Source organism: Brevundimonas sp. UBA7838 (assembly GCF_002500885.1).
Taxonomy (GTDB): domain Bacteria; phylum Pseudomonadota; class Alphaproteobacteria; order Caulobacterales; family Caulobacteraceae; genus Brevundimonas; species Brevundimonas vesicularis_C.
Window position 1 is genome coordinate 1 of sequence record NZ_DLTK01000153.1, and the last position, 20094, is coordinate 20094.

Below are 20094 nucleotides of genomic sequence, written 5' to 3' on the forward strand. Positions count from 1 at the left end.
CTTCTCCCATTGGGAGAAGGTAGCCCGAAGGGCCGGATGAGGGGCGGCCGGTAGGCTAGGTCGCACCATCCGACCCTCACCCTTTCGCGCGAAGGACGATCGCTAACGCTCTCGTGCGCTCAAGCCCTCTCCCAATGGGAGAGGGGTCAGAGCCTCTGGAACGCCTTACCGGCCGCGTCGAACAGATGCGCTTGTTTCGCGGGGACGTGCAGCGTCAGGCGCTCGCCCGCCTTGGCGCGGAGTTCACCCGCCAGCTGAACCGTCAGCGTGTCTTCGGACGCTGGATGCTTCAGGTGCGCCATGGTCGTCGCGCCCAGGGTTTCCACGAACATGACCTCGGCGGTCAGCGCATCGCCGTCGCTGGTCATGGTCAGGTGTTCGGGACGGACGCCCAGGGTGACGGCGTCGCCGGGCTTGGCCGAGGCGGCGTCAACCGACACCCTGATCGTCTCGCCTGCGGACGTCTTCACCGTAGCTCCAGCAGCCGAGGCTTCCACGATCTCAGCGGCCAGCAGGTTCATCTTGGGACTGCCGATGAAGCCGGCGACGAACAGGTTGGCGGGGTGTTCGTACAGCCCCATGGGCGCGCCGACCTGTTCGATCCGACCGGCGTTCAGCACCACGATCCGGTCGGCCAGGGTCATGGCCTCAACCTGGTCATGGGTGACGTAGATCATGGTGGTCTTCAGTTCGGCGTGCAGCCGTGCGAACTCATAGCGCATCCGTACGCGCAGGGCGGCGTCTAGGTTGGACAGGGGCTCGTCGAACAGGAAGACCTCGGGTTCGCGCACGATGGCGCGGCCGATAGCGACCCGCTGGCGCTGGCCGCCGGACATCGCCTTGGGCTTGCGATCCAGATAGTCGGTGATGCTGAGCGCCTCGGCGGCGGCGCGGACGCGGCGATCGATCTCGCCCTTGTCCGTCTTGGCCAGCTTCAGGCCGAAGGCCATGTTCTCGTAGGCGGTCATGTGCGGATAGAGCGCATAGGACTGGAACACCATGGCGATGCCCCGGTCCGACGGCGAAAGGTCGTTGACCACGCGGTCGCCGATCAGAACCTGGCCCGTCGTCGCCTCTTCCAGCCCGGCGATGGTGCGCAGCAGTGTGGACTTGCCGCAGCCCGAGGGACCGACGAAGACGACGAACTCGCCGTCGGCGATCTCCAGATCGACGCCCTTCAGCACCTCGACGGCGCCGAACGCCTTCTTCACATCGACCAGACGGACGTTCGCCATGCTTCCTGCTTCCCTGACCGGTTTTGTTTTGCCGCACCGTAACCGGTTACATGGCGGGATCAATGCCGGACGACGTCTCGCCGACAACTGAAATTGCAAAATTGCAAAATTAGGCTTTCGCAAAAACGAAGTGCTGGATAGAAGCCCGCTGCCAATCGCGGGGGAGTATCCGAATGACGCAGCGCAACTTCTTGATGACGACAGGCTCGATCGTCTGGCTGGCGACGGCTGCGGCCGCCCAGGCCCAGGAGGCTTCGCGCGTAGACGATGTGGTGATCACCGGCTCTCGGATCGCGGGCGGCGAGCGGATCGCCCCGGTAGAGACTGTGGCCCGCGAAACCATCGCCGCCGCCGGCATCGCCGATGCCTCTCAGCTGGTCCGGCTGGTCACGGCCAACTCGGGCTCCGAGGCCCAGGTCGATCAGCTGAACCAGCCGCAGAGTTCGGGTACGGCTCAGTTCAACCTGCGCAATCTCGGCCTCGGCTCGACCCTGGTCCTGGTGGACGGCCAGCGCTGGACCAACAGCGCCGTGGTGGCGACGGACGGCTCGGGCTTCGTCGATATCAACTCGCTGGTTCCGATGATCGCGCTTCAGCGGGTCGAGGTGGTCAAGGACGGCGCCTCGGCGGTCTATGGCTCTGACGCGGTGGCGGGCGTGGTCAACTTCATTACCCGGCGGGGCGTGGAACGCCCCGAGATGAGCGCCAAATACGCCGTCGCCGACGGGTCGGAAGAGAGCGTGATCGAGGCGCTCGGCGGGTTCGGCCTGCTAGGCGGCGACCTGACGCTGGCGGCCTCGCATTTCCATCGTTCGGCCCTTGGGTCGGATGAGCGAGACTTCACCCAGGCCGAACGCTATGGCCGCGCCGCCTGGACAGCCGTGACCAGCTATGGCCAGCCGGGCTCCTATTTCCGACCCAGCCGCAATGGGTTTTCGCCCGATCCGGCGTGCGGCGATCCGGCGTTCGGCAGCGCCTATCGGAACTCGCCCACGGACGCCTTCTGCCGGCTCGACTATTCCGACTTCTTCGATCTGGTCCCGGAGGAGACGCGCACGCAGCTGTTCGCGGGTTACCGACGACCTGTGGGCGACATGACCTTGTCGCTGCAAGGGGCGTGGTCGGCGACGAACACCATCGCGCGCCAGTCGCCGTCTCTGCCCATCCTGGCGCGGTCGCTGACCGTGCCGGCGAGCCATCCCGACAATCCGTTCGGTGAGGCGGTTCTGTTCCGTGGACGGCTGCTGGGGGCGGAGGCCGGCGCGTCGCAGGCGGAGTTCGACTATCGCACCTGGCGTCTGGCGGCTGGGCTGGATGGGCGCTTCGGTAATGGCTGGACCTGGAACCTGTCGGCGACCAGCAGCCGTCAGCATGTCGTTTATGACAAGCCCGACACCATCGGCAGCGCCTTGCAGAATGCGATGAACGGCCTGGGCGGGGCGGGCTGCAATGCCGCGACGGGCACGCCCGGCGTCGGACCCTGCCAGTATTTCAACCCGTTCGGCAGCGCCGATCTGGGGACCGGGACAGCGAACAGCGCCGGCCTGATCGACAGCCTGATCGGCTCGACCGGTCTGCGGGGCGCGGCGACCCTGACGACCGCGGACGCCTCGACCAGCGGGGAGGCCCTGGCCTGGGTCGGCGGGTCGGTCGATGTCGCCGTCGGCGCCCAGTATCGCCGCAGCGGCTTCCGTCACGACTGGAGCGATCTGGTGAACCGAGGGGATCTGCTGACGGCGGGCGTGTCGCCGGATTTCGAGGGCGATCAGGAAGCCTTGGCCGCCTTCGCCGAAGCCCGCCTCCATCTGGGCGACCGTATCGAGGCGCAACTGGCCGGGCGCTATGAATCCTATGATGGCAACGAGGGCCGGTTCAGCCCCAAGGCCGCGATCCGGTGGGACGTCACCGACGCGCTGGCCCTGCGCGCGTCGTGGGGGCAGGGGTTCCGGGCGCCGTCGGTCTATGCCCAGTCGGGGGCGCAGGCGTCGCAGCCGTCGGTGTTCGACCGGGGCGCGTTCGTCTTCGTCAACACCCTGACCTCGGGCCAGGCCGACCTGAAGCCCGAGAAGTCTGAGAGCCTGAACTTGGGCGCAGTCTGGACGCCGGTCGAAGGGCTGGAGCTTGGCGTAGACGCCTGGCGGTTCGACTATACCGATCAGGTGGTCAAGGAGTCGGCCCAGGCCCTCATCAACCAGGCGGCGGCCGATACGGCGGCGGGGCGGACCGGCACGGAGGCGCAGAGCCGCATCACCCGTTCGGCCAGCGGCGCCCTGACCTTCGTGCAGCTGTATTTCGTAAACGCCTCGTCCATCGAGACCCAAGGGATCGACCTATCGGCCCGCTATCGGCGCGGTCTGTGGGGCGGGGAGGCGACGACCTCGGCGACCTGGACCTATGTGGACGCCTATGACATCCGGCTGGACGCGTCGGCCGCCAAGGTGTCGGGCGTCGCTTCGACCAATCTGAACAACATCGGCCGATCCCTGCCGCGCAATCGCGGGGAGTTCGCCCTGGGCTGGAGCAGCGGGGCGAATGCGATTACAGCCCTGGTCCACTATACCGACGGATACGCCAACGACCGCAGCGGCATCACCGACGCCAGCATCGCCAGCCAGACGACGGTCGACCTGCTCTACCGCCGCACGATCGGCGTCGACCTGGATCTGTCGGTCGGGGTGGTCAATGTGGCCGATAAGGCCCCGCCGCTGGCGCAGTTCGCCCTGGGCTATGACCCGGTCGTGGCCGATCCGCGCGGACGGGTGGTCAGCATCGGCCTGAGCAAGCGGTTCTGATCGGCGGTTGCGCGGTCAACCGGGCGGTGTATGCATCCCTTAGGGGGAATCCGATGACCGACGGCGAAACGACGCGCAAGCAGGCGTTCAAGGACCTTTCCGAGGACGCGCTGGGCTTTGGCGGCGCAGAGATGCGGACCGCGCGCGACCTGCTGGTGCGGCCCCGGTTGGTGCTGCAGGCCTGGATGATCGAGGGGCCGACGGGGGGCGGGCGTTACGCCAAGCCGTTGAAGCTGTATCTGGCGCTGAACGCGATCCTGATGCTGATCGTCTTTCTGCGTGGGGGCTTGAGCCTTTATCTGGAAGGCATGCCGGCCGAGGTGCTGAACCCCCTGCTTCAGGAGGCGGGCAAGTCGCGCGACGCCTTCATGTCGGACGCCGACGGCTGGATGTCGCTGGTGGCTGTGCCGATCATGGCGCCGCTCTACGCCCTGGCGGCCATGCCGCTGTTTCGCCTGTGGGACGCCGAGGACCTGGGCCTGAGATGCGGGTTCCGCGCGGCCTTCGCCTATCTGAACGCCTGGACCGTCCCGTTGCTGCCGCTGGCCTGGTTCATGTTCAGCCCCGGCCCGCTGGCCGCGGCGTGCAGCCTTTTGATGCTGGCGCTGGGCATCGTGGCCTTCATGCGGATGGGGCGGGGACGGTGGTATCGGGGCGTGGTTCCTGGCCTGGCCAAGGGCCTGATCGTGATGACGGCCATCGGTCTGTCCAGCGTCGTTGCGACCTTCATCGTGATGGTCATCGGCGTCTTCGCCGGGTTCGCGGCCTAAACGGTCGCCTGACAAAAACACCGTCTAATTCGTCTAATTCGTCTGAAATCAGCGACCGAGCGAAATTGCACGGCGTCCCGAAAAGGCGTGCAAAGTGCAAGGTGGTGCAATTGCTGAGCGCTGCTGTTTTCAAAGACCCGTCGACATCATAGTCCCGTTCGGGGACACTTAAGGTCGATTGACGAAGGCCGTCTCTAAGCGCCCGACACTAAAGGGGATTTGTCGGCGAACAATGACGGCAAGGCTGCGCCTTTGTGCGTGGATCGGTCGTCGGCCGGCATCTGTCCAGAAACCTCATTTTCGGTAGTTGCCTTGTCGACAGGGGCGCGAACGAGGGCGACAGTGTTCGTCGAAGCCTCAAACGGTCCGCCAATGTCTCTGCGTTTACAGGCCGCTCAGGTCGCTTGGCTGAATACGAAGCTGACCCTCGATTTCATCGCCGCATCCCGCACCTGGATCGACGAGGATCTGATATCCGCCCTGCTGACCGCGGGCGTCGTGGATGCAAACGTCAGAGGCGCCGACGACGAAGGTGCGGCACGCGACTCTTCCATTGGAGCCGGCATCTTGCCGAACGCCCTGCGGCGGCCTGTGAATGCAATCAGCATCGCTATGTCCCTGGGCGTGCCGCGCGAGAGCGCACGCACCAAACTGGCGGGATTGGTGGAGCGGGGCGTGCTGGTGCGGACCGACGGCGGCTTCGTCTTGCGCGCCGAGGTGTCGCAGTCGAAACCGTTCAAGTCCGCGATGGAAGCCTTCCTTCTGGCCACGGTGGAGTTTGTCGATGGGCTGGCGATGCTGAACGCATGCGGCGCCCGCGACGGCGACCGGGTCGTCACGCCAGCTTGGCCTGTCGCAGGCCTGGCGACGCGGCTGATGACGGCGCACGTCCTGAAAGGCATCCAGCACGCCCGATCGCTGAAGCCCGAAATCAGCCTGACGACGCACTACGTCCTGCTTTGGCTGTCGCATCTCACCGGAAGCGCCTTGCGAGTTATTCAGGGCGAGCCGGACGCCGGCCGTCTTGCCCCGCTGAACCCGCCGCTCGGGCCGGTGAGCGTGATCGATGTCGCCAAGGCCGCCAGAATGGACGATGAAACGGTTCGCAGGCACCTGGGTCAGCTTGAAAAGGCAGGCTTGGTCATCCGGGTCGCGGGCAAGAGAGACATCAATCTGCCAGATCAGACCCTGGTCGCGAACTGGCTCGATTTCCAAAGCCGGACGATCCTCGGCACGCAGCAACTGGTGCGCAAACTCTATGTCGCGGGCGTGATCGTCGATCGGCCAAGCGAAACCATTCGATTGTTCTGAACGACGATGATGAGGTTCGCATCACAGATCGATGCTGGGGCTGCATTCGTCGGTTGCTCGTCGAATGCCGTCGTCAACAGGGGCCGCGCCGATGCCAGCCCTTATTGATGCCTTCGACTGGGCGACGACGCCCCTGGGGCCAAAGCGCGATTGGTCGCCCGCGCTGAGCATTACCTATGACATGATGATGGGAATGGGTTTCGCGGCCAGCGTCATGTGGGGCCCGGAGCGCACCTTGCTCTACAACGGCGCCTACATTCCGCTGCTCGGACAAAAGCATCCGAACGCCCTGGGCCGTCCGCTGGACCAGGTCTGGCATGAGGTGTGGGACGATTTGCGCCCTCTAACGGAGCGCGCGCTGGCAGGCGAAACCGTTTTTCTGGAAGACCTGCCGCTGACGATGGTTCGAAACGGCTATTCGGAAGACACCTGCTGGGTGCTGTCCTACAGCCCCGTGCGGGACGGCGACGCGATCGTCGGCATTCTCAATATCGCAATCGAAACGACCGAGCGGGTGCGGGGCGAGCAACACCGGCAGATGCTGGTCGACGAATGCGGCCACCGGGTGAAGAACACGCTCGCGCTGGTTCAAGCGGTCGCCCGCAGCACCTTGTCGGGCGTCGATCGGGATGTGCTGGAGCGTTTCGACGAGCGACTGAACGCCATCGCCAAGACCCAGCAGACTCTGGACGAAAAGGCGTGGAATGGCGGCGACCTCGGTGAGATCGTTCGCGACGCGGTGGGGAATCTGGTGCGCAGGCCGGTTTCCATCTCGGGGCCGTCGGTGCACCTGTCGCCGCGTGTGGCGCAGACGGTCGCCTTGATCATCCACGAACTGACGACGAACGCGTTCAAGCATGGCGCCCTCGCCAAGCACGGCGGCCGCGTCTCGGTCGATTGGCGGCTGGATGAGGGTGAACTCGTCCTGACCTGGATCGAAGGCGGGGGCGCGCCGGCCCATCCGCCGCTCAAGACCGGCTTTGGCGTCAAACTGCTCGCGAGAGGCCTGCTGGGGTGCGGCGGCGCGGATCTTCGTTACGGAGTGGAGGGGTTCTCGGCGACGTTCACAGCGCCGGCGTCGCGTCTGACCGACAGTTGACGATGCTCGACGAGGGGGCGAAAGCGGCTGAATCCGCTTGAACCATGATCTTCGAGAGACCCATGACCTACACCCTCTACGGCATTCCCAACTGCGACACGGTGAAGAAGGCCCGGGTCTGGCTGGAGCAGCAGGGGGTCGATTACGTCTTCCACGACTACAAGAAGGCCGGGGTGGATGCGGGGCGGCTGGGCCAGTGGGTCGACGAGCACGGTTGGGAGACGGTGCTGAACCGGGCCGGGACGACCTTCAAGAAGCTGCCCGAAGCCGACAAGGCGGACATCGACAAGTCGAAGGCGATCGCGCTGATGACGGCCCAGCCGTCGATGATTAAACGGCCGGTGCTGGATCTGGGGGATCGGCGGCTGGTGGGGTTCAAGCCCGAGGCCTACGCCTCGGCGCTTACCTGAGACGGACGGTCGCGACGACGCCGAAGTGGTCGGACGGATATTCGCCGTTGGTCGGCGTATCGCCGAAGCGACGGGCCTCGCCGGGCGTGAAGGCGGCCTGTTCGAAGAAGACGTGGTCGATGACGCGCTCGGGATGACCCTTGGCCGGGTTCAGGGTGGTCGTGACCGCGCCGCGGGGCAGGGCGCTGAAGAAGCGGGGGCCCGTCAGGGTCGCGAGGCCGGAATCCTCCTGCGTCGCATTGAAGTCGCCCATGACGATCAAGGGCGTGCCGTCCTGCGGCAGCCAGCCGAGCAGGGATGCGATCTGGCGGGCGCGGACCGGGCCGGCGTCCTGTTGCCACGCCAGATGGGTGACGACGACATCGACCGGGCGACCCTGGACCGCCACGCGAAGCCGAAGCGCGGTGCGGAAATCGTCGAGCGGCTCGAGCTTGGTCGAGGCCTCGGCCAGAACCGGCAGGCGGGTCAGCAGGGCGTTGCCATAGCGGCGCGGGGCGCCCTCGGCGTCGGTCGAGACGAAGGCGACATGATAGCCGCCCAGCTCGCGCGCCAGCATCCGGGCCTGGTTCTCCAGCCCGACATTGGCGTCCTCCAGCACCTCCTGAAGGGCGATGACGTCGGCGTCCTGGGCCTTCAGCGCGGCGACCAGCAGCGGACGACGGGCGGCCCAGTCGCCCATGTTGTGCCAGATGTTGAAGGTGACGAGCTTCAGCTCGGTGGGCGTCTTAGCCTTTGGGGCCGTGGCGCAGCCTGCCAGCGGCGCGAGGGCGGCGGCGGCCAGCAGGGTGCGACGGTGGATCATCTTGGCCTCAGCCCTCGACGTCCGTCGAGGGACGGTCGTGGCCGTCCGCGCTTTCGGTGACCCATTCGCCGGCGGCGGTCTCGTATTCGATGGCGGCGGTCTGGTCCGGCACGCGCTGTTCGCGCGCGACGCGCACGGCGGCGGCCTTGGCGTCGTCGTGGGTGGCGAAGGTTTCGGAATAGGTGTCGCCGGACTTGTAGGCCCAGCCGCCGTCATGTTCGACGATGCGATAGGTGACATGGGCCATGGGATGCGCTCCTGCGATTGATGAGACCGGACCCTAGACCGAACCGGCGGCGGCCGAAACGGCGACCTTACGAAGATTTCACCTAACGCCGCGCATCCGTTGAGGCGTCGGCCAGCCTCTTGTGATCAGAAGGCCGCCGCATCAGGCTGCTGCAACGGTTCAAGGGATACTCGACATGGAAGACTTCATTCCGATCTTCGCCATCTTCGCCGTCTTCGGCACGATTACGGCCATCGTCTTCGGCCCCACCTTCCTGAAGTACCGCGAAAAGCGCGACATGCAGGAGACCGTGCGTCTCGCCGTCGACAAGGGTCAGGAACTGCCGCCCGAACTGCTCGATGTGATGACAAAGGATGTGCAGAAGGGGCTGCCGTCGCGCAGCAAGGACATTCGCAAGGGCGTGCTCAGCCTGGCGAGCGGTATCGGCATCGCCGGGTTCGGCATCGTCGTTCAGGGCACGACGCACGTCTGGGGCGGCAATGGCCAGGGCGCGTTGCTGGGCATCGCCTGTATTCCCGCAGCCATCGGCGTCGCCTTCATCATCCTGGGCTTCTTCAACCCGAACAAAGACTGACGTCCGCCGGAAGGGGGAAACGTCATGGTCAAATCATTGAGAGACTTCCACGATGTGGAGCTGGCCGCCCAGGCGGCGGCCGGTGGTCGGCGGGAGTATGGCGAGCTGGTGCGTCGGCACGGGTCGGCGGTGCGGGGGCTGCTGCGCCGGATGGGGGCGACGCCGTCCCTGTCCGACGACGTGGCGCAGGACGCCTTTCTGCAAGGGTTTCAGCGGTGCGCGGAGTTTCGCGGGCAGGGGACGTTTGCGGGCTGGATCAAGAAGATCGCCGCACGACTCTATCTGAAGCGGGTGGCCAAGGAGGCGCGCTACGTCGCCGAGATCGAGGCCGATCAGGCGGATGTGGTCGTCGACCGCGGCGGTCTGATGGACCTGGACGAGGCGTTGAAGACGCTCAGCGAAACAGAGCGTGTCTGCGTCTCCCTGTGCCACGGCGCAGGGATGTCGCATCCGGAAATCGCGGCAGCCATGAATTTGCCGCTTGGCACGGTGAAATCGCATGTCAAACGTGGTCTGGATAAACTCCGTGCGCGGCTTCAACCGGCGCACGGCTCAGGCGGGAGGTCGGTCCATGTCGGCTGACGAATTCGATCCGATGATCGAAAGGCTGTTCGCCCAGGCGCCGAGCCTGCCGGACGAGGCCCTGTTCCTGGCTACGGTCCAGGCGCGCATGGAGACGCGGTCGCGCTGGCGCGCCCTGACCCTGACGGCGGCGGGATTGATCGGCGGCGTGCTGGCGGTGCGCGAGGGGGTGAACATCAACTTCACCGCCGACGGCGATACGACCTTGGCGCAAGGCCTCAGGGCCGCAGCCGCCACGGCGCAGGGTGCGGCGCAATCAGGCCTGGACGGATTGGGCCTTCAAGGTCTCGGCGTCGGGTCGCTGGATGTGATGAACGGCTCGGGCATGATGGCCTTCTGGATCGTCGCCGGCGCCCTGGTCGCCCTGATGGCGGCGGGCGTGGCGAAGCTATCGCAGGACGTGTGAGCGCGGCTGCAAGGGTGACACCGGCGGGGCAGGGGCCTATCTGACCCCTTCACGTCAGGAGGCCCGGCGATGTCCGTCCACACCCAAGAGAGCGTCAAACGCATTACCGTGCCCGATATCGCGGGGCGCAAGGGCGGCGAGCCCATCGTCTGCCTGACGGCCTATGACGCGCCGATGGCGGCCCTGCTGGATCCGCACTGCGATGTGCTGCTGGTCGGCGACAGCCTGGGGATGGCGGTGCACGGCCTGCCCAATACCGTGGGCGTGACGCTGGAGATGATGATCCTGCACGGGCAGGCCGTCGTGCGCGGCGCCAAACGGGCCATGGTGGTCGTGGACATGCCCTTCGGCTCCTACGAGGGCGGCAAGGAGGTCGCCTACGCCAACTGCGTGCGGGTGATGAAGGAGACGGGCGCCCAGGCGGTGAAGCTGGAGACCAGCATCGAAATGGCCGAGATCGTCGCCTTCCTGGTCAAGCGCGGCATTCCTGTCATGGGCCATGTCGGCCTGCGCCCGCAGGCGATCCTGGCCGAAGGCGGGTTCAAGGCCAAGGGCCGGACCGAGAGCGAGCGTGATCGGGTGCTGGCCGAGGCCAAGGCCGTCGCCGAGGCCGGCGCCTTCTGCATCGTCATTGAGGGCGTCGCCGAATCGCTGGCGCGCGAGATCACCGAGACGATCGACGCGCCCACCATCGGCATCGGCGCCTCGGCCGCCTGCGACGGTCAGGTGCTGGTGGTCAATGACATGCTGGGCATGTTCGACTGGACCCCGAAGTTCGTGCGCAAATACGCCGATCTGCGCACCGAGATCGACCGCGCGGCGGCCGCTTTCGCCAGCGATGTGAAAACCCGCCGTTTTCCTGCCGAAGTCGAGACCTACTTCTCGAAAAAGCCGGCTTCGCAGTAACGGACGACGTTGCGGGCGGGGAGCCGACCTTCTAGGGTCCGCGCCGGTTTGCATTTCGCGATTTTGGGGCGACGTTTCAGTGGTTGATGTCTTCGAGCAGGTCGAGGAGGAGCTTCGCTCCGACAAGTTGAAGCGCCTGGCCAAGACCTGGCTGCCCGTTTTCGGCGTGGTGCTGGTCGTCGCCCTGATCGGCGCCCTGGGCTGGTGGGGCTGGGACAGCCTGAACTCCAACAAGGCCGCCAAGGCCGCCGAGGCCTATGATCGCGGCATGGAGGCCCTGCGCGCCGACAAGCCGATGGACGCCCGCGCCGCCTTCGAGGAAGCGATCAAGGAAGGCAACGGCGCCTACAAGGTCCTGGCCCTGCAGCAGCAGGCCGGCCTGGCCGTCAGCGCCAACAAGTTCCAGGACGCGGTTCGCCTGTTCGATGAAGCCGCCAAGGCGGCCAGCGATCCGATCTTGTCGGACCCGCCCGCCCTGAAGGCCGCCTTCCTGATCATGGACACCGCGCCGCTGGCCGAGATCGAAAAGCGTCTGACGCCGCTGGCCGAAGACAAGCGCCCGCTGCACGCCTTCGCCCAGGAAGCCCTGGCCCTGGCGCGCCTGCAACACGGCAAGACCAAGGAAGCGCGTGAGGCCTTCGTGCTGCTGCAACTGGGTCAGGACGTGCCGGACTCGATCCGTCAGCGCGCCCAGATCGCCGTGGAATCCATCGACGCCGGCACCGCAGCCGCCATCAAGCCCATCATCGACGCCGCCGCCAAGGCGACGCCTCCAGCCGCCGGCGCTGCGAACGCGATGACGCCCTCGGCCGCCCAGGCTGCTCCGGCTCAGGCTGCTACGGCCCAAGCTGCCCCGGCTCAGGCCGCACCCGCTCAGGCGGCTCCCGCCGCCGCGCCGGCCGCCCAATAGTGACGACCCCTTACAGGACGCCCCCGATGAACCGAGTTCTGAAAGTCGCGCTGATCTGCGGCGTCGCCGCAACGATGGCGTCCTGCGGCACCGTGCGCCGCAACCTGCCGTTCGGTCTGGGCGGCGGCAAGGAAGACGCCGGCGCGACCGCTTCGGCCGGGCAACGCATTTCGGTGCTGGAGTTCGAACAGAGCCTGTCGCCGTCGGCCGCCCTGTCGGGTCGCGACTTCTTCCTGCCGGGTCCGCAGGCCGTGACGGCCTGGACGCAGCCCGGCGGCACGTCCGAGAACCTGGTCGAGCACGTCATTGCGGCGCCGAACTTCCAGATCGCGTGGAAGCGGGGCGTCGGCTCGGGATCGGCCCACGTCGGCAACGTCATGGCCCCGATCGTGGCCGCCGACGGCAAGATCTTCGTGCTGGACGGCGAATCGACCGTTTCGGCGGTTTCGGCCGACACCGGCGCGATCCTGTGGAAGGCCAACGTCAAGAACGCCGATCGAGACCGCAACGGCGGCTTCGGCGGCGGCGTCGCCGTGGGCGGCGGCAAGGTCTTCGTCTCGTCCGGCTATCGCTCGATGACGGCGCTGGACGCCAACACCGGCGCGGTGGTCTGGACCCAGCAGGTGGACGCCCCGATCCACGGCGCCCCGACCGTCTCGGGCAACCGGGTCTTCGTCGTGGACGTCGACAGCCAGCTGTTCGCCTTCGACGCCAACACCGGCGCCCAGGACTGGACCTATCGCGGCATCGCCGAGCCGGCGCGCGTCATGCGCGCCTCCAGCCCCGCCGTCAGCGGCACGACCGTCGTAGCCCCGTTCGCCTCGGGCCAGCTGGTCGCGCTGAGCGCCCTGAACGGCCAGGCGGTGTGGGAAGAGACCCTGTCGCGCACCAGCCGCACCAGCGCCCTGTCTGAGGTTCGCGACGTGGCGGGCCGTCCGGTCATCAGCCGTGGCATGGTCTATGGCGTCAGCCACTCGGGCGTGATGTCGGCGCTGGACCTGCGTTCGGGTCAGCCGAAGTGGCAACTGCCGGTGACGGGCGTGAACGCGCCGCTGCCGGTCGGCGACGCCGTCTTCGTGGTGTCCAAGTCGGGGCAGTTGATCACGGCCAACCGTGACACGGGCCAGATCTACTGGACGCGCGAGCTGAACGAGGGCCGCGAGCGCCGCGAGGGCGGCTTCCTGACCTTCGGTCGTCGCACCATCCGCCCGCAATGGTCGGGGCCGCTGCTGGCCTCCAACCGTCTGGTGATGGTCAATTCGTTCGGCGAAGCCGTCGCCTTCGATCCGAAGACCGGCGTAGCGCAGACGACGCTGAAGCTGGGCGCGCCCGCCTATATCGCGCCGGCCGCCTATAACGGCGCGCTCTATGTGCTGACCGACAACGGCCAACTGATCTGCATCCGCTGATTTTCAGCCCAAACTAAGCTAGAAGGCCGACATGGCTCTGAAGGTCGCCATCGTCGGCCGCCCCAATGTGGGCAAATCGACACTGTTCAACCGCCTCGTCGGCAAGCGCCTGGCGCTCGTCGACGATCGCCCCGGCGTGACCCGCGACCGGCGCTACGCCGACGGCAACATCGGCGACATGGACCTGACGCTGATCGACACGGCGGGATACGAGGACGTCACCGACGACAGCCTGGAAGCCCGGATGCGTGAGCAGACCGAGGCCGCGCTGGACGACGCCGAACTGGTCATGTTCATGATGGACGCCCGCGAGGGCGTGACCTCGCTGGACCGGATCTTCGCCGAGCGCCTGCGCCGGGTGCACAAGCCGATCATCCTGTTGGCCAACAAGTCCGAGAGCCGCGAAAGCGGCGGCGGCGTCGGCGAGGCGCACGCCCTGGGCTTCGGCGAACCCGTCGCCATCTCGGCCGAGCACGGAGAGGGGATGGCCGATCTGTACGCCGCCATCGTTGCGGCCTCGCAGGACATCTTCGTCGAGGAGATCGACGAGCCGGACAAGCCGATCCGCATCGCCGTCATCGGCCGGCCCAACGCCGGCAAGTCCACCCTGATCAACCGCCTGATCGGCGACGACCGCTTGTTGACCGGGCCGGAAGCGGGCATCACCCGCGATTCAATTTCGGTCGACTGGCAGTTCGAGGGCAAGAACATCCGTCTGGTCGATACGGCCGGCATGCGTCGCAAGGCGCGGGTGCAGGAGAAGCTGGAGAAGCTGTCGGTCGCCGACACGATCCGGGCCATCACATTCGCCGAAGTCGTCATCCTGATGATGGACAAGGACGACGCCTTCGACACCCAGGACCTGCAACTGGCGGATCTGGTCGAGCGCGAAGGCCGCGCCCTGGTCTATGTCGCGTCGAAGTGGGACCTGGAAGACGAGCCCCAGTCGCGCATGGCCAAGCTGAAGGGCATGGCCGAGGACAAGCTGCCGCAACTGAAGGGGTCGCCCTTCGTGGCCCTGTCGTCGCACAGCGGGCGCGGCGTCGAGCGGCTGATGCCGGCGGTGCTTCAGGCCTATGACACCTGGTCGGTCAAGGTGAAGACCAAGGACCTGAACACCTGGCTGTCCATGGCGACCCAGCGTCACCCGCCCCCCGCCGTGGACGGCAAGCGGATCAAGCCGAAATACATCGCCCAGACCAAGGCCCGCCCGCCGACCTTCGTGCTGATGGCCAACCGCGCCGAGTCGATGCCGGAGCATTACAAACGCTATCTGGTCAACTCGATCCGCGAGAGTTTCGACCTTCCGGGCACGCCGATCCGCCTGAACGTCAAGTCCAGCGGGGTGAACCCCTATGCCGAGGGCGGCGCCAAGTCCGGGCCGGAACGCTACAAGGGCGACGCCAAGACCGCGCCGCGCCGCGTCAAGAAGGCCGAGAAGGAAGAGGCCCTGTCCAAACTGCCCGGCAAGGCGCTGGAGCAGAAGAAGACCCGCAAGGCTCAGCCCAAGATTCTGGGCGGGTTGAAGTCCAGCGCCTCGAAGAAGGCCGGTTCGTCCGTGGCGGTTCAGAAGGGCGCGCGTGGCGGCGCCCGCCAGGTGTCGCGCTCGGGCCGGATCCGCACGGGCCAAAAGGGCGGCGCCAAGAAGTGACGGCGTGAGCGAGGCCGAGAGCGTGCTTCCGGCCCGGCCCACCTCGCGTTGGCTGATTCTGGACGGGCAGGGGCGGGTGCTGCTGTTCCACTTCGTGTTTTCCGAAGGACCGCTCGCCGGCACGGCCTTCTGGGCGACGCCCGGCGGCGGGTGCGAGGGCGACGAAACCTTCGAGGACGCCGCGCGCCGCGAACTGTTCGAAGAGACCGGGCTGGTCGTCGAAGACCCCGGCCCGCAGGTCGCCCAGGTACGCGTCAGCTTCCGCCTGCCCGACGGCCGGATGGCGGATGTGGATCAGAGGTTCTTCCTGCTGCGTACCGACGACTTCGTCCTGTCGCCCAAGGGCTGGACGGACGAGGAGCAGAGAATTCTGACCGAACACCGCTGGTGGAGCCTCGACGACATTCGCCAATCCAAGGAGACGATCTGGCCGGCGGAACTAGCGGAAATTCTGACTTCGCTCCGCCTGCCGCTGATCGGCGATCGTTAGATCAAGGCGTCGACCGAGCGGCCGGTGGTCCAGTCGCGGAACTTGATGGTCAACGGGGGCGTAGCGTCGGGGCGGGCCAGATCGACCACCAAGGGGGCGATTTCCGAGGGGTGGGGCAGGACGGACGGGTCTTCGCCCGGATAGGCCTGGGCGCGCATGGCGGTGCGCATGCGGCCGGGATCGACGATGCTGACGCGGACGGGCGTGCTCTCGATCTCGTCGGCCCAGGCCTTCACCAAGGCCTCGGCGCCGGCCTTGGTCGCGGCGTACATGCCCCAGAAGGCCTTGGGCGCGCTGGCGACGCTGGTGGTGAAATGGATGGCGCGGCCGGCGTCCGACGCGCGCAGCAGCGGCTCTAGCGAGCGGATCAGGCGATAGACGGCGGTGAAGTTGGTCTTTTCGACCTTGGCGAACTCGCGCGGGTCGGCGTGCGACACCGGCGTCAGGCCCGAGGGGCCCATGGTGGCGGCGCAATGGACCCAGATGTCCAGCTTCTTGAACCGTTCGAAGATGGCGCCGCCCAGCCGGTCGATGGCCCCGCCGTCCACCAGATCGAACGGAATCAGGGTCGCATGGCGGCGGGTGGCGGCGAAGATGGCGTCGTCCAGCTCTTCCAGACCGCCCTGGGTGCGCGCCGTCGCGATGACGTGGGCGCCGGCCTTGGCCAAGGCCAGGGCGCTCTCATAACCGATGCCGCGCGAGGCGCCGACGACGAGGGCGATACGGTCGTTCAGGGGAAGTTCGGACATGGCCGCTGATAGCGCGGCCTCGGCCCTCAAGCCAAGGCCCGCGCGCTCAGGTTTTGCCCTAGGCGCTGACCAGCAAGGACAGCTGTTTGGCGCCGAACTCGCGGCCGCCTTCTTCAATCTCGCGATCCAAGAGGCGAGTGGGGTAGTCGCCGGTAAAATAGTGGTCGGTGAACTGCGGGGCGGCGGCGTTGCGGCCGGTCTCGCCCATCGCGCGATAGAGGCCGTCGATGGACAGGAAGCCGAGCGAATCGACCTCCAGCATGTCGCGCATCTCTTCCAGCGTCTTGTTGGCGGCCAGCAGCTGCGCGCGCTCGGGCATATCGATGCCGTAGAAGTCCGGGAACAGGATTTGCGGGCTGGCCGAGCGCAGGTGGACCTCGGTCGCGCCGGCGGCGCGCACGGCGCGGACCAGTTTCAGCGAGGTGGTGCCGCGCACGATGGAATCATCGATCAGCACGACGCGCTTGCCGGCCAGGGCCGACTTGTTGGGGCTGTGCTTCATGCGCACGCCCTTCTGCCGGGCGCCCTGGCTGGGCTGAATGAAGGTGCGGCCCAGATAGTGGCTGCGGATGATGCCCATTTCGTAGGGAATGCCGCTTTCCTGGGCGTAGCCTAGGGCGGCCGGAACGCCGGAATCGGGCACCGGCACGACGATGTCGGCCTCGACGCCCAGTTCGCGGGCGAGGCCGCGACCCATTTCCTTGCGGACCTCATAGACGGAGCGGCCGTTCACGACCGAATCCGGGCGCGAGAAATAGACGTATTCGAACAGGCAGGGACGCGCCGCGCGGGCGGGGAAGGGCTTGAGCGAGCGCAGGCCGCTGTCGTCGATGACGACGATCTCGCCGTGTTCGACATCGCGCACGAAGGTGGCGCCCATCATGTCCAGGGCGCAGGTCTCGGAGGCCAGAACCCAGCCGTCGCCCAACTGACCCAGCACCAGCGGGCGGATGCCCAGCGGGTCGCGCGCGCCGATCATCTTGGTGCGGGTCTGGGCCACCAGGGCGTAACCGCCCTCGATCCGGGCTAGGGCGTCGGTGAAGCGATCAACGATCTTGGCTTTGCGGCTGCGCGCGATCAGGTGGAGGATGACTTCGGAATCCGAGGTCGACTGGAAGATGGCGCCTTCGCTGACGAGCTGGGCGTGCAGGAATTTGAAGTTGGTCAGGTTGCCGTTGTGGGCGATGGCGATGCCGCCCTGGTCCAGATCGGCGAACATCGGCTGGATGTTGCGCAGGAAGCTGCCGCCGGCGGTGGAGTAGCGAGTGTGGCCCACGGCCGCGCGGCCGGGCATCCGCGTCATCAGGTCGGCGCCGCCGAAGGCCTCGCCCACCAGGCCCTGGTGACGTTCGGTATAGAAGCGCTCGTCCTTGACGCTGGCGATGCCGCAGGCTTCCTGGCCGCGATGCTGAAGGGCGTGAAGACCCAGGGCGACGACGGAAGAGCCTTCGTCCTCGTCCGCGCCCCAGACGCCGCAGACGCCGCATTCCAGACGGAGCTGGTCATCCTCCGGCTCGCGCCAGTGCTCGCGGTGAACGACGGGATCGGCGACATGGTGGCGCATCGTGGGGCTCCGATGACCGGGGAAACTTAAGGGGCGGCTTCGCGGCGCGAGTTAGGCTCTGATTGCGTCGGGGGCAAGGCTTCGTCGTCCGAAAACCCCCGGCGTACGGACGAATCCACGACGGGCGTGATGGCGTCGGCGCCGCGTCCGATGCTGGGCAGGACGATCTGGATCATCCGCGCGCCCATGGCGCTGACCGGATAGAGTGCCGCCTTCCCAAGCCACAGCGGCGTGCGCTCGCCCGGCAGGGCTGCGACGATGACCAGATGCACCGCGCCGATCAGGACCAGCGCACGGACGCCGCCGATAAACAGGCCGAAGATGCGGTCGATGACGCCGAGGTGCGGATGGTCCTTGGCGCTCTTGGACATCATCGACCCGACCAGGCGCAGGCCGAAATAGACGACGAAGAAGGTCAGGACGGCGGCCAGGATCGACCCGGCCCATTCGGGATCGACGAAGGCGCGCGTGACGCCGGCGGTCCAGGGCAGGGCGATCAGGGCGACCAAGGCCGCCAGGGTCGCGCTGAGCAGGGTGATGACCTCGCGCACCCCGCCGCGCACCCAGCCGGCGGCGACGGAAAACAGGATCACCACGATGGCGAAGACGTCGTATCCGGTCACGCGTGCGGGATCCTGCGGTTGCTACCAGGGTCTAATAGCGGTTCTGCGAGATTCGTTCGACCACATCCGTCAGGCGCGTGACGGATGTCACCTTCACCCCTTTGGTTTTGGCGGTCAAAGTCGGGCTCAGAACCTGATCGAAGCCCAGTTTTTGCGCTTCGCGCAGACGGGCCTCGGCGCGGCCGACGCTGCGGACCTCGCCCGACAGGCCGATTTCGCCGAAGACGACGCAGCCCTGGGGCAGGGACACGCCTGTCGCCGAACTGATCAGGGCCGCCGCCGCCGCGAGGTCCGCCGCCGGTTCGTTGATGCGCAAGCCGCCCGCGACATTCAGATAGACGTCCTGATCGCCGAAGCCGAAGCCGCAGCGGGCCTCCAGCACGGCCAACACCATGGCCAGACGTCCCGTCTCCCAGCCGATCACGGCGCGGCGCGGGGTGCCATAGGCGGACTTGGACACCAGGGCCTGCATCTCGACCAGGACGGGGCGGGAGCCCTCGATCCCGGCGAAGACGGCGGCGCCCGGCGCGCGCTCCTTGCCCTCGCCGAGGAAGAGGGCGGAGGGATTGGCGACCTCGCGCAGACCGGCGTCGCCCATTTCGAACACGCCGATCTCGTCGGTGGCGCCGAAGCGGTTCTTGCCGGCGCGCAGGATGCGGAACGGATAGCCGCGCTCGCCCTCGAAGGTCATGACGGCGTCGACAAGGTGTTCGACCACGCGAGGGCCGGCGACCTGGCCGTCCTTGGTGACGTGGCCGACCAGGACGACGGCGACGCCCTGCGACTTGGCCAGCCGCACCATCTCGCCGGCGCAGGCCCGGACCTGGGTGATCGAGCCGGGGCCGCTCTCGTGCACGTCGGACCATAGGGTCTGGATCGAATCGACGATGACGATGTCGAACTGTTCGCGCTTCAGCGTGCCCAGAATTTCACGCAGCGCTGTCGCCGCCGCCAGATTGACCGGCGCGTCGGCCAGGCCCATCCGCTTGGCGCGCGCGCGGATCTGCTCGACCGCCTCCTCGCCCGAGATATAGGCCACGCGCGATCCACGCAGCGCCGCCTTGGCCGCGACCTCCAGCAACAGGGTGGACTTGCCGACGCCCGGATCGCCGCTGAGCAGGATTGCCGAGCCGGGCACGACCCCGCCGCCGCAGACGCGGTCGAACTCGGCCACGCCCGTCGTGATGCGCGGCGGCTCGGGCGTGTCGGATTGAAGCGTCTCGAACTGGATGCCACGCGTCCGGGCCGAAGCCGCCGCCGATGGTTTGATCGCACCGGGCGGGGCCGAGCGGCTTTCCTCGCTCAGGGTGTTCCACTGACCGCAGGAGCCGCACTGGCCCGACCACTTGCTGTGGACCGAGCCGCAGGACTGACAGACATAAAGAGCGGAATCGCGAGCCATGGGCTTCCTTAGCAGATCGACCGGTCGCGTCGGACATAACGTCGGCTCACGACAGTTTCGGTCGCAGGCGCAACCTTTGCCATACTGAAGGATTGAGAATGTGTCGCACGCCCTTGCTTCTTGAAGCGACGCAACGTCAACATCCGCGCATCTTCTCTCGCC

The 20094-nt window shown here is 67.0% G+C and carries 20 protein-coding genes; 13 read left to right on the forward strand and 7 right to left on the reverse strand.

What is annotated here, in order from left to right; translation table 11 throughout:
• Positions 1-146: 146 nt before the first annotated feature.
• Positions 147-1235 (reverse strand): ABC transporter ATP-binding protein, encoded by a 1089-nt coding sequence (locus tag B3T77_RS15755; protein WP_292080789.1) that lies wholly within the window; start codon positions 1233-1235, stop codon positions 147-149.
• A gap of 173 nt (positions 1236-1408) precedes the next feature.
• Here B3T77_RS15755 and B3T77_RS15760 point away from each other — a divergent pair, with 173 nt between their 5' ends.
• From B3T77_RS15760 to B3T77_RS15780, 5 genes are all read left to right on the forward strand, one after another.
• Positions 1409-4027 carry a TonB-dependent receptor domain-containing protein gene (locus B3T77_RS15760; protein WP_292080792.1) on the forward strand — a complete coding sequence of 873 codons (2619 nt, stop codon included), beginning with the start codon at positions 1409-1411 and terminating at the stop codon, positions 4025-4027.
• 53 nt (positions 4028-4080) lie between these two features.
• Positions 4081-4797, forward strand: a complete 717-nt coding sequence (locus B3T77_RS15765) for a hypothetical protein (protein WP_292080794.1) — start codon at positions 4081-4083, stop codon at positions 4795-4797.
• A 372-nt stretch (positions 4798-5169) separates the two neighbouring features.
• On the forward strand, positions 5170-6108 hold the full coding sequence (locus B3T77_RS15770; protein WP_292080796.1) for a hypothetical protein: 939 nt from the start codon (positions 5170-5172) through the stop codon (positions 6106-6108).
• A 31-nt stretch (positions 6109-6139) separates the two neighbouring features.
• On the forward strand, positions 6140-7207 hold the full coding sequence (locus tag B3T77_RS15775) for a sensor histidine kinase (RefSeq protein ID WP_292080798.1): 1068 nt from the start codon (positions 6140-6142) through the stop codon (positions 7205-7207).
• Positions 7208-7269: 62 nt separating this feature from the next.
• Positions 7270-7617: an ArsC family reductase gene (locus B3T77_RS15780; RefSeq protein WP_292080800.1), complete on the forward strand. Its 348-nt coding sequence runs from the start codon at positions 7270-7272 to the stop codon at positions 7615-7617.
• Here the strand turns inward: B3T77_RS15780 and B3T77_RS15785 are convergent.
• Both B3T77_RS15785 and B3T77_RS15790 read right to left on the reverse strand, forming a co-directional pair.
• Positions 7610-8419 carry an endonuclease/exonuclease/phosphatase family protein gene (locus B3T77_RS15785; RefSeq protein ID WP_292080802.1) on the reverse strand — a complete coding sequence of 270 codons (810 nt, stop codon included), beginning with the start codon at positions 8417-8419 and terminating at the stop codon, positions 7610-7612. The genes B3T77_RS15780 and B3T77_RS15785 overlap by 8 nt on opposite strands.
• A 7-nt stretch (positions 8420-8426) precedes the next feature.
• Positions 8427-8666 (reverse strand): DUF2188 domain-containing protein, encoded by a 240-nt coding sequence (locus B3T77_RS15790; RefSeq protein WP_055808379.1) that lies wholly within the window; start codon positions 8664-8666, stop codon positions 8427-8429.
• Positions 8667-8841: 175 nt separating this feature from the next.
• Between B3T77_RS15790 and B3T77_RS15795 the strand changes: the two genes are divergently transcribed.
• From B3T77_RS15795 to B3T77_RS15830, 8 genes are all read left to right on the forward strand, one after another.
• A complete protein-coding gene (locus tag B3T77_RS15795) occupies positions 8842-9240 on the forward strand; it encodes a DUF6249 domain-containing protein (protein WP_055808381.1) in 399 nt (132 codons plus the stop codon).
• 24 nt (positions 9241-9264) lie between these two features.
• Entirely contained in the window at positions 9265-9822 is a 558-nt protein-coding gene (locus B3T77_RS15800) for an RNA polymerase sigma factor (protein WP_055808384.1), read from the forward strand.
• A complete protein-coding gene (locus B3T77_RS15805; RefSeq protein WP_017506107.1) occupies positions 9812-10228 on the forward strand; it encodes a hypothetical protein in 417 nt (138 codons plus the stop codon). The genes B3T77_RS15800 and B3T77_RS15805 overlap by 11 nt, the downstream gene beginning before the upstream one ends.
• Positions 10229-10297: 69 nt before the next feature.
• Positions 10298-11134 carry a 3-methyl-2-oxobutanoate hydroxymethyltransferase gene (gene panB / locus B3T77_RS15810; protein ID WP_153923170.1) on the forward strand — a complete coding sequence of 279 codons (837 nt, stop codon included), beginning with the start codon at positions 10298-10300 and terminating at the stop codon, positions 11132-11134.
• A 79-nt stretch (positions 11135-11213) separates the two neighbouring features.
• Positions 11214-12044, forward strand: a complete 831-nt coding sequence (locus B3T77_RS15815) for a tetratricopeptide repeat protein (RefSeq protein ID WP_292080811.1) — start codon at positions 11214-11216, stop codon at positions 12042-12044.
• 26 nt (positions 12045-12070) lie between these two features.
• Positions 12071-13453: a PQQ-binding-like beta-propeller repeat protein gene (locus B3T77_RS15820; RefSeq protein ID WP_088582173.1), complete on the forward strand. Its 1383-nt coding sequence runs from the start codon at positions 12071-12073 to the stop codon at positions 13451-13453.
• Between the two features lie 31 nt (positions 13454-13484).
• On the forward strand, positions 13485-15104 hold the full coding sequence (gene der, locus B3T77_RS15825; RefSeq protein WP_055754955.1) for a ribosome biogenesis GTPase Der: 1620 nt from the start codon (positions 13485-13487) through the stop codon (positions 15102-15104).
• A gap of 4 nt (positions 15105-15108) precedes the next feature.
• On the forward strand, positions 15109-15594 hold the full coding sequence (locus B3T77_RS15830) for an NUDIX hydrolase (protein ID WP_292080816.1): 486 nt from the start codon (positions 15109-15111) through the stop codon (positions 15592-15594).
• On the opposite strand, the gene B3T77_RS15835 is transcribed toward B3T77_RS15830, so the two are convergent.
• The 4 genes from B3T77_RS15835 to radA are packed head-to-tail and all read right to left on the reverse strand — an operon-like array spanning position 15591 to position 19932.
• Positions 15591-16343, reverse strand: a complete 753-nt coding sequence (locus B3T77_RS15835) for an SDR family NAD(P)-dependent oxidoreductase (RefSeq protein WP_292080817.1) — start codon at positions 16341-16343, stop codon at positions 15591-15593. The genes B3T77_RS15830 and B3T77_RS15835 overlap by 4 nt on opposite strands.
• A 58-nt stretch (positions 16344-16401) precedes the next feature.
• On the reverse strand, positions 16402-17907 hold the full coding sequence (gene purF, locus B3T77_RS15840) for an amidophosphoribosyltransferase (protein ID WP_292080821.1): 1506 nt from the start codon (positions 17905-17907) through the stop codon (positions 16402-16404).
• Between the two features lie 26 nt (positions 17908-17933).
• Positions 17934-18530, reverse strand: a complete 597-nt coding sequence (locus B3T77_RS15845) for a CvpA family protein (RefSeq protein ID WP_165117229.1) — start codon at positions 18528-18530, stop codon at positions 17934-17936.
• Positions 18531-18561: 31 nt separating this feature from the next.
• On the reverse strand, positions 18562-19932 hold the full coding sequence (gene radA / locus B3T77_RS15850; protein ID WP_055754949.1) for a DNA repair protein RadA: 1371 nt from the start codon (positions 19930-19932) through the stop codon (positions 18562-18564).
• Positions 19933-20094: the final 162 nt, after the last annotated feature.